Source organism: Pseudomonas sp. HMSC057H01 (assembly GCF_001836405.1).
In the GTDB taxonomy this organism is placed as follows: domain Bacteria; phylum Pseudomonadota; class Gammaproteobacteria; order Pseudomonadales; family Pseudomonadaceae; genus Pseudomonas; species Pseudomonas aeruginosa.
In genome coordinates this window covers 1-10,113 of sequence record NZ_KV828470.1, presented here as the reverse complement: position 1 = coordinate 10,113, position 10,113 = coordinate 1, and the positions used below count along the sequence as shown (strand labels likewise).

Below are 10,113 nucleotides of genomic sequence, written 5' to 3'. Positions count from 1 at the left end.
CTCAGGGCCTGATCGCCACGCCTGGAACCTTGCTGCTGCGGCAACTGGGTGTCGTGGACAACAGTGGCGGTGGCGAGATCTCCAGCGATCGAAGCTTTACCCTCGCCGCGACCGCGCTGAGCAACCGGGGTGGCCGCGTGATCAGCGGCGACTCCCTGACCCTGCGCATCGCCCAGGCACTGGACAACAGCCTCCAAGGCGTTCTTTCCGCAAGCGGAGGGCTGGATGTCGCTGCACTCGTCTTCGACAACCATAGCGGCATCGTTGGTAGCAAGGGCGATACACGCATCGGGGTGAACCGCCTGGAGAACGAGGCAGGCCGCGTGGTCAGCGAAGGCGCCCTGGATCTGACCGCCAAGCAGGTGAGCAGCGCCAAGGGGCGCATTGCCGCGAAGGGCGATCTGCAGGTCACGGTTGGCACCCTGGAGCAGCAGGGTGGAGAACTGGCCAGTCAGGGGACGCTGACTCTCGACGCCGATAGCCTGGATAACCGCAATGGCGGCCTGGTGAGCGCCGATGGCGGGGTCACCGCCGAGGCACGCCAGATCGATAACCGCGGTGGGGAAATATCCAGCGTGGCCAAGGTGGCTCTGGCTGTCCGGGAACAACTGGACAACCGGGGGGGCAAGGTGATCGGCGACAGTGAGCTGAGCCTAACCGTGCAGCGCCTGCTGAACCAGGCCAAGGGTGTGCTCGCCAGTCGCGATGGATTGCACCTGGACGGCGCGGAACTGCTCAATGGCGATGGCGGCCTGCTCAGCAGCCAACGCCAGGTGGATGTAACGCTCAGTGGTGCATTGGACAACCAGGGGAGCGGTGCACTGGTCAGCGAAGGGTCGCTGACAGTGAAGGCCGACCAGGTCAATAACCAGGCGGGGACTTTCTCCAGTGCGGGTAGCCTGCTCGTTACCAGCCGGGGCGAGTTGAACAACCAGGGTGGCAGGTTGGTGACCGATGCTGGAGCCACCCTGAACAGCACTGGCTTCGACAACAGCCGTGCGGGCCTGGTCAGTGCGAAAGGGGCTGTGGCCATTCGTACCGGAGCCCTGAACAACAGTCAGAAGGGATCCATTGGCGGCAATACGGGCGTCACCCTGGTCGCCGGGTTGGTCGACAACGGCCGGGAAGGACGGATCAGCACCAAGGGTACGCTCGACGCCAACCTGAAAGGGTTGCTTCAGCAGGGGGGAGGCTCGCTGGTCGGCGAGCGCGGTGTCACCCTCGACCTCAACGGTGGCACCCTGGACAACCACGACCTCGGTCTGGTTTCAACGCCTGGCGCGCTCCTGCTGCGCCAACTCGGCATGGTGGACAACAGCGTCGGCGGAGAGATATCCAGCGACCGTGCTTTCACCCTCGCCGCCAACACACTGAACAATCAGGGCGGGCGGCTGATCAGCAGCGAAGCTTTGACCCTGCGCATCGCCAAGACACTGGACAACAGTCTCAAGGGGCAGGTCCTGGCGACCGACGGACTGGCCATCGAGTCTCAGGTCTTGGACAACCGTGCGGGAATCATCGGCAGCAAGGGTGATGCCCGTATCAGCGTGACCAGCCTGGACAACGCCGAACAAGGCAGCCTGGTGAGTGAAGGCCGCCTGGAGCTTGTAGCCGACCAGGTGAGCAACGGCAACCAAGGCCGTATCGCCGCCAGAGGCGTGCTGGAGGCGGCGGTCGGTACGCTGCTCCAGCAAGGCGGCGAACTGGTCAGCCAGGGGAGCCTGGACCTTCGCGCCGACACGCTCGACAACAGCCAGTCCGGGCTGATCGCCGCGAATGGCGACATCGCTATCGAGGCGCGGCAGGTCGACAACCGCGCCGGCGAGATTTCCAGCACCTCGAAGGTCGCCGTGAACGCCCGCGAGCAACTGGACAACCGCGGCGGCAAGGTCATCGGCGACAGCGGCCTGCGCCTCACCGTGCAGCGCCTGCTGAACCAGGCCAAGGGGGTGCTGGCCGGGCGCGACGGCCTGAGTCTGGACGGCGGCGAACTGTTCAACGGCGACGGCGGTCGGCTCGACAGCCAGAACAGCCTGAGCGTGAGCCTCGGCGGCGTGCTGGACAACCAGGGCGGCGCGCTGGTCAGCGAAGGCAGCCTGACGGCGCGCGCCGCGCGCCTGGACAACCGTGGCGGAACCTTCTCCAGCGCCGGTGCGCTGGCGCTGACCAGCCAGACCGCGCTGGACAACCAGGGCGGCAGGATGCTCAGCGATGCCGGCGTGACGCTGAAGGGCGCCAGCCTCGACAACAGCCGTTCCGGCGTGATCAGCGCCAAGGGCGCGGTGGATATCCGCACCGGCGTGCTGGACAACAGCCGCAACGGCGGCATCGGCAGCAACGCCGGCATCACCCTGGTGGCCGCCCGGCTGGACAACGGCCAGCAGGGCCGGATCAGCGCCAAGGGCCTGCTCGACGCCAACCTGAAAGGCCTCGACCAGCGCGGAGGCGGCGTCCTGGTCAGCGAAACCGGCGTCACCCTCGACCTCAATGGCGGCACGCTGGTCAACCGCGACGGCGGCCTGATCGCCACGCCCGGCGCGCTGCTGCTGCGCCAGCTCGGCGCGGTGGACAACGGCGTCGGCGGGGAAATCTCCAGCGACCGCGCCTTCACCCTCGCCGCCGCCAGCCTGGACAACCGCGGCGGGCGCCTGATCGGCGCCGACAGCCTGACCCTGCGCATCGCCCAGGCCCTGGACAACAGCCTGGCCGGGGTGATCTCCGGCGCCGCCGGCCTGGACATCGCGGCCGCTCGCCTGGACAACAGCGCCAAGGGCACCCTGGCCAGCCGCGCCGGCATCGACCTGCGCGTCGACGGCGCGCTGGACAACCACGCCGAAGGCACCGTTTCCGGCGCCCGCCTGACGCTCGCCAGCGCCTCGCTGGACAACAGCGGCAAGGGCCTGCTCTCCGGCAACGCCGGCCTGAGCGTCGCCACTGGCGCGCTGGACAACGCCGAGGGTGGCCAGTTGACCAGCCAGGGCGTGCTGGACGTCAGCAGCGCCGACCTCGACAACCGTGGCGGCGCCCTCAGTGGCAAGCAGTCGCTGCGCCTGAGCGCCGCCAACCTGGACAACCGTGGCGGCCTGCTCACCAGCGACGGCGAACTGGAACTGACGGCAGGGCGCGTCGATTCCGCCGACGGCGGCGAAATCTCCGCCCGGGGCGACCTGCGCCTGACGGTCGAGCGCCTGGTGCAACGCCAGGGCCGGCTGGTCGGCGAGCGCGGCGTCAGTCTCGACCTGCGAGGCGGCGACCTGGACAACCAGGGCGGCCTGATCAGTGCCCGCGGCCCGCTGAGCATCGAGCGGCTGAACGTCCTCGACAACCGCCAGGGCGGCGAGATTTCCAGCCAGCAGGGCTTCGAGCTGCTGGCCAGGCGCATCGACAACGGCCAGCAGGGGCGCATCATCAGCGCCGGGAAACTGCGCCTGGACGCCGACGCGCTGGGCAACGCCGGCGCCGGCCTGCTCTCCGGATGGCAGGGCCTGACGGTGACAGGCGGGAGCCTGGACAACAGCGCCGGCGGTACCCTTTCGAGCAAGGACGGCGAGCTGGCCATCAGCCTCGGCGGCGCGCTGGACAACCACGGCCAGGGCGCGCTGGTCAGCAAGGGCGCGCAACGGATCGACGCCGCCAGCCTGGATAACGCCCAGGGCATCGTCTCCGGCGAAAGCGACGTGACCCTGAGCATCGCCGGGAAGCTGGACAACGGCCAGGGCGGCCTGGTCTCGGCGCAGCGCGCGCTGAGCTTCGAGCGCGACGATACGCTGCTGAACAACGCCGGCGGCCGGATCAACGGCGGCAGCCTGCTGCTCAAGGGCGCCAGCCTGGATAACAGCGACGGCCAGTTGATCAGCCAGGGCCGGCTCGACGCCATCCTCGGCGGCGCCCTGGTCAACACCGGCGCGGCGCGCCTGGCCAGCGGCGGCGACCTGCTGCTGCGCAGCGCCAGCGTCGACAACCGCGGCGGCAAGCTGGTCAGCCAGGGGCTGCTGGAGATCAGCGCCGGCAGCCTCGACAACAGCGCCTCCGGCACCCTCGCCAGCCAGGCCGACATGAGCCTGCGCCTGGGCGGCGGCGCCCTGCGCAACCAGCAGGACGGCCTGATCTTCAGCCAGGCCGGCGCCCTCGAGGTGCAGGCCGGCAGCCTGGACAACCGCCAGGGCACGCTCCAGGCCCAGGGTGACAACCGGCTGCGTATCGGCGGCGCGCTGGACAACCAGGGCGGCCGCCTGGACAGCCGGGCCGGCAACCTCGACCTGCAGAGCGGCAGCCTCGACAACGGCGCCGGCGGCGTGCTCAACAGCGCCAAGGGTTGGCTGAAGCTGGTCACCGGGCTGTTCGACAACAGCGCCGGCGTCACCCAGGCGCAGTCGCTGGAGATTCGCGCCGGGCAAGGCGTGCGCAACCAGCAGGGCCATCTCTCGGCGCTGGGCGGCGACAACCGCATCGTCACCGCCGACTTCGACAACCAGGGTGGCGGCCTCTACGCCAGCGGCCTGCTCAGCCTCGACGGCCAGCGCTTCCTCAACCAGGGCGCGGCGGCGGGCCAGGGCGGCAAGGTCGGCGCCGGGCGCATCGACTTCAGCCTGGCCGGCGCGCTGGCCAACCGCTTCGGCCAGTTGGAAAGCGAGAGCGAGCTGCACCTGCGCGCCGCCGCGATCGACAACAGCGGCGGCAGCCTGCGCGCCCTTGGCCGCAGCGGCAGCACGCGGCTGGTCGCTGGCGACCTGAACAACGCCTACGGCGTGCTGGAAAGCGCCAACCAGGACCTCGACCTGCAACTGGGCAGCCTGGCCAACGCCGGCGGGCGCATCCTCCACACTGGCAACGGCACCTTCGGCCTGGATTCCGGGCAGGTGATCCGCGCCGGCGGCGAACTGACCACCAATGGCCTGCTGGACATCCGCGCCAGCGAATGGACCAACAGCAGCGTGCTGCAAGCCGGACGGCTGAACCTGGACATCGGCACCTTCCGCCAGACGGCCGAGGGCAAGCTGCTGGCGGTGCAGTCCTTCACTGGCCGCGGCGGCGACTGGAGCAACGACGGCCTGCTGGCCAGCGACGGCAGCTTGCGCCTCGACCTGAGCGGCGGCTACCGTGGCAACGGCCGCGCCACCAGCCTCGGCGACTTCGCCCTGAACGCCGCCAGCCTCGACCTCGGCAACGCCGCCAGCCTCGCCGGCGGCGCCAATGTCACGCTCGGCGCCGGCAACCTGCTGGTCAACCGTGGGCGGATCACCGCCGCCGGCGACCTCGTGGCCAGCGCCGCGAGCCTGAACAACTACGGCACCCTGGGCGGCGGCGGCAACCTGCGATTGAACGCGCCCGCCCTGCTCAACGAGCGCGGGTTGCTGTTCAGTGGCGCCGACATGACCTTGCGCGCCGGCGACATCACCAACCTCTACGGGGATGTGTACAGCCTCGGCAGGCTGGATATCGCCCGCGACGATGCCGGCAACCGTGCCGCCAGCCTGGAAAATATCTCGGCGAATATAGAAAGCTCTGGAGATACCAGGATTTCTGCCAGCAATATCGTAAATAAGAAAGAATTTTTTGAGGTGTCATCTGAGCTTGTTTCCAGTGCAATCGGGATGCGGAGAACGTCGCCTGGTAACGGCCACATGGTCTTGCTGGAGAATTACGAGTCGAGTCTGAAAGCTGATGCTCCATCCGCAAGTATTTCTGCAGGAGGGAGTCTCTATGTGCTGGGCTCAGATTTTCTCAATTCGGCATCCTATGTAACGGCTTCGAAAGACATCGATGTGCGTGTAGACAGATTTACCAATCAGGGCGCTACATTAGGAAAGTACTCGGTAAGGAGATCCTTCGAACACCCTTGGCTGCGCGAAGACAAAAGTATTCTGAGTTTTTGGCGCTCGGTAATGGAATATAATGCTTCGAATGATTCGCAATATCTTCCTTCCAGAAGAGGCGGGGCTCCAAATACCGTCAGTGGTGGATCCATACATTATTGGGATGAGAACTGGAATGAGTCGATTGCCTATACTGGTTGGAAAATGGGAGGGACGGCTAACCGAGAAACCCATGTGTTGATTGGTTGGCAAGATTACTGGACCTTTATTACACCTAGTAATTTTTATGGAATATTTCCTGAGGCGAAATACACAGAAGGTGTAAGGGTGCCACTTCCTGATGCAATAAGGAATGTCAATTACTTTGATGTTCTTACTGTTTCGGATGGTGCACAGAAAGGTGTGGCTGATGCCGTTGTGCAGGCGGCGGGAAAGGTCAGTATCACGGCTAGCCAAGAAATAAATAATAGCGTCGTTCGAGAAGGACTGCCGGTATCGTCCGAGCTAGGGATAGCCTTGAATACACAAGTGTCGGCTAATACCTCATCTACTATTGTCAACTTGAACAGTCAACTGCCACCAGACTTGGCAAGGCAACAGATCACTCCTCTCACCCTACCGGGCTTCAGCCTGCCTCAAGGCCAGAATGGGCTCTTCCGCCTGGCGTCCCAAGGAGCCCAGGTGAACCAGGCAAGTGGTGCTCTGAAATCCGCCAGCGATCTCACCCAGAGCGGCCATGGCGTATCTGTATCCGCACAGGCAGGCAGTGACGCAAGTGGCTGGAGTACCCAGGCGCGTCGTGTCGGCGATGATCGGGTCACCTCGCTTGCCGGTTCCGCCTATCAGGGCCGGGTAGCTGAGGCTATCGATGCGCTACGGGCTTCTGCGCCAATCTCGGGCGACGGGGGAAACACTGGCCGTTTCCAGGCCGGTGAGCACCAGGCGACCACGGGACTGGGTGGACTCGTCGAGGGCAATGCATCGGGTCACAGCGGCAATGGCGTCATCCTCGCCGATCTGCGCGCTGGTCTACCCTCGTTCTCAAGCCTTCCCGCGGCTGATCGTATTCAAAGCACAGTGCCCGGTCACGATGGGAATGGAACTATTCTCGCCAATTGGCAGGGTGCGCAGGCGACGGTCCAGGCCTCGCCTTCGACAGTGCGTGTAGAGGGGGTAGTCTCCAGTCCAGGTGGCAATGGCAGCATCCTTGCCGATCTGCCGGCTGAGCAGTCGTCGGTGCAGGCACTGCCTTCGGCCGTTAGGGCTCAGGGCAGCCTACCTCGCCTCGAAGAGCGGAGCGCCGTTCTTGCCGAGCCTCCGGTTGGGCAGCCAGCGTTGCAAACCCTGCCGTCGGTTGCGCGCGTTGAGGGCGTGCCCAGCAATGCCACACCGAGCAACAGCCACAAGTATCTGATCGAGACCAACCCGGCGCTCACCGAGCTGAAGCAGTTCCTCAACTCGGACTACCTGCTCGGTGGCCTGGGTATCAATCCGGATGACAGCAAGAAGCGCCTGGGCGACGGTCTATACGAGCAGCGCCTGGTACGCGAAGCGATCGTCCAGCGTACGGGGCAGCGCTTCATCGCCGGATTGAACAGCGACGAAGCGATGTTCCGCTATCTGATGGACAACGCCATCGCCAGCAAGGACGTATTGGGACTGACCCCTGGCGTCACCCTCAGCGCCGCCCAGGTGGCCGCGCTGACCCACGACATCGTTTGGCTGGAAGAAGTCGAGGTGAATGGCGAGAAGGTCCTCGCCCCCGTGGTCTACCTGGCCCAGGCCGAGGGGCGGTTGGGCCCGAACGGCGCGCTGATCCAGGGGCGCGACGTGAACCTGATCACCGGCGGGGACCTGAGGAACGCCGGTACCCTGCGCGCGCAGAACGACCTCAGCGCGACAGCCGGCAACATCGACAACAGCGGCCTGATCGAGGCCGGCAACCGCCTCGACCTGCTGGCCAGCGGCTCCATCCGCAATGACCAGGGCGGCATCATTGCCGGGCGCGAGGTAAGCCTCTCCGCCCTTACCGGAGACGTCATCAATGAACGGACGGTGACCCAGCACCAGTCCTCCTACAGGGGAACCGGTACCACTGAGGCATTTGCCGATAGCGCCGCGCGTATCGAGGCTGCGCAGAAGCTGACCGTTTCGGCAGGACGCGATGTAGCCAATATTGGCGGTGTCATCGACAGCAAGGGCGACCTCGCCTTGCAAGGCGGCAGGGATGTCCTGGTTTCGGCTGCGGTAGCGGAGCGGGGCTGGACGGCAGGAAGCCAGGCATACCAGACCCAGACGACCCAGATGGGCGCCGAGGTCGTGGCGGGGCGCGATATCAGCGTCAGCGCCGGACGCGATATCAGCGTCGCGGGCAGCCACATCGACGCTCGTCGCGACGTGACATTCGAGGCGGGTCGCGATGTGGGCCTGGTCGCGGCTGCCAACGAAGAGCATGCCTATGGCAAGACCAAGAAGGTCACTTTCCAGGACGACAAGATCACCCAGCAGGCCACTCGCGTGGACGCTGGCGGCGATCTGGCGATCAATGCCGGACAGGACCTGCGGCTGGTCGCGAGCCAGGCCAGCGCCGGCGACGAAGCCTACCTGGTGGCCGGCGACAAGCTGGAGCTGCTGGCCGCCAACGACAGCAGTTACTACCTCTACGACAAGAAGAGCAAAGGCAGCTTCGGTAGCAAGAAGACCCGGCGCGACGAAATCACCGATGTGACGGCAGTGGGCAGCCAAATATCCAGCGGCGGCGACCTCACCCTGCTCAGTGGCGGCGACCAGACTTACCAGGGCGCGAAGCTGGAATCGGGCAACGACCTGGCCATCGTCAGCGGCGGCGCGGTGACCTTCGACGCGGTGAAGGACCTGCACCAGGAGAGCCACGAGAAGAGCAAGGGCGACCTGGCGTGGCAGTCGTCGAAGGGCAAGGGCCAGACCGACGAAACCGTACGCCAGAGCCAGCTCGTCGCCCAGGGCAACCTGGCGATCAAGGCCGTGGAAGGCCTGAAGATCGACCTCAAGCACATCGACCAGAAGACCGTGAGCCAGACCATCGATGCGATGGTGCAGGCGGATCCGCAACTGGCCTGGTTGAAGCAGATGGAGCAGCGCGGCGATGTGGATTGGCGGCGCGTGCAGGAACTGCATGACAGCTGGAAGTACAGCAACTCCGGGCTGGGCGTCGGCGCGCAGTTGGCGATAGCGATTGTCGTGACTTACTTCACGGCGGGTGCGGCGAGTGCGGCATTGGGATCGATGGCGGGTGTGGGGGCGGGCTCAGGAAGCATGATGGCTGCTGCCGGTAGCACTGCAATGGTCCAGGCCGGTACAGCAGTAGGAACAGCTGCCGCCGGCTGGGCGAATGCCGCTGGAACTGCCGTGGCTATGGGCATGGCCAGCAATGGAGCGATCAGCACCATCAACAACCGGGGAAACCTGGGGGATGTCGTCAAGGACGTGACCTCCAGCGATGCGCTGAGGGGCTATGTAGTCGCTGGCACGACTGCGGGGCTGACTGCCGGCGTCTACGACAAATGGACCTCGACCCAGACCGGCACCTCGACCGCTCTACCGAACACCGGGGCCGTGGCGCCCGCCGCAGGGTTGAGCACCTGGCAAGGTGTGGGCCAGTTCACCTCGAACCAGTTGCTGCAGAATGGCACTTCGGTGCTGTTGGACCGAGCGCTGGGCGGCAAGGGCAGCCTGGGCGATGCGTTGCAAAACAGCCTGGCAAATGCCTTCGCGGCCTACGGCTTCAAGCTGATTGGCGACACCACCCATGGCGTACTGGACGACGGCAGCCTCGGCAAGATCGGCTTGCACGCCCTAATGGGAGGTCTGGCCGCCGAAGCGGTCGGTGGCGATTTCCGTACCGGAGCCCTGGCTGCGGGAGTCAACGAGGCGCTGGTGGATAGCCTCGCCAAGCAATACGCCAGCCTGCCCATCGATGACAAGAAGGGCCTGCTGATCATGAGTTCGCAGTTGATCGGCGTGCTGGCGGCTTCGACGCAGGGCGATGCGGACGCCAAGAGCTTGCAGACAGGAGCCTGGGTGGCGGGGAATGCCACCCAACACAACTACCTCAGTCATTGGCAGGAGGAGAAGAAGCGGCAGGAGGTCGATGGCTGCAAGGACAAACCGCTCTGCAAAACCGGAATAGAAGCCAAATGGGCAATTATTTCGGCCCAGCAGGATGTCGGTATCGTCGTAGGTGTTGGAGGAGGCATCGGTCTTTCGACAGCTGAAACCGCAGTGGGTGTTTATGAGCTGGTCAAGAACTGGAGGGAAA

At 65.4% G+C, this 10,113-nt stretch carries 1 protein-coding gene; it reads left to right on the top strand.

Annotation, left to right across the window (positions count from 1 at the left end):
- Window positions 1–10,113 (top strand): DUF637 domain-containing protein (locus tag HMPREF2581_RS15400; RefSeq protein WP_177345068.1); only part of this gene is annotated, 10,113 nt, incomplete at both ends.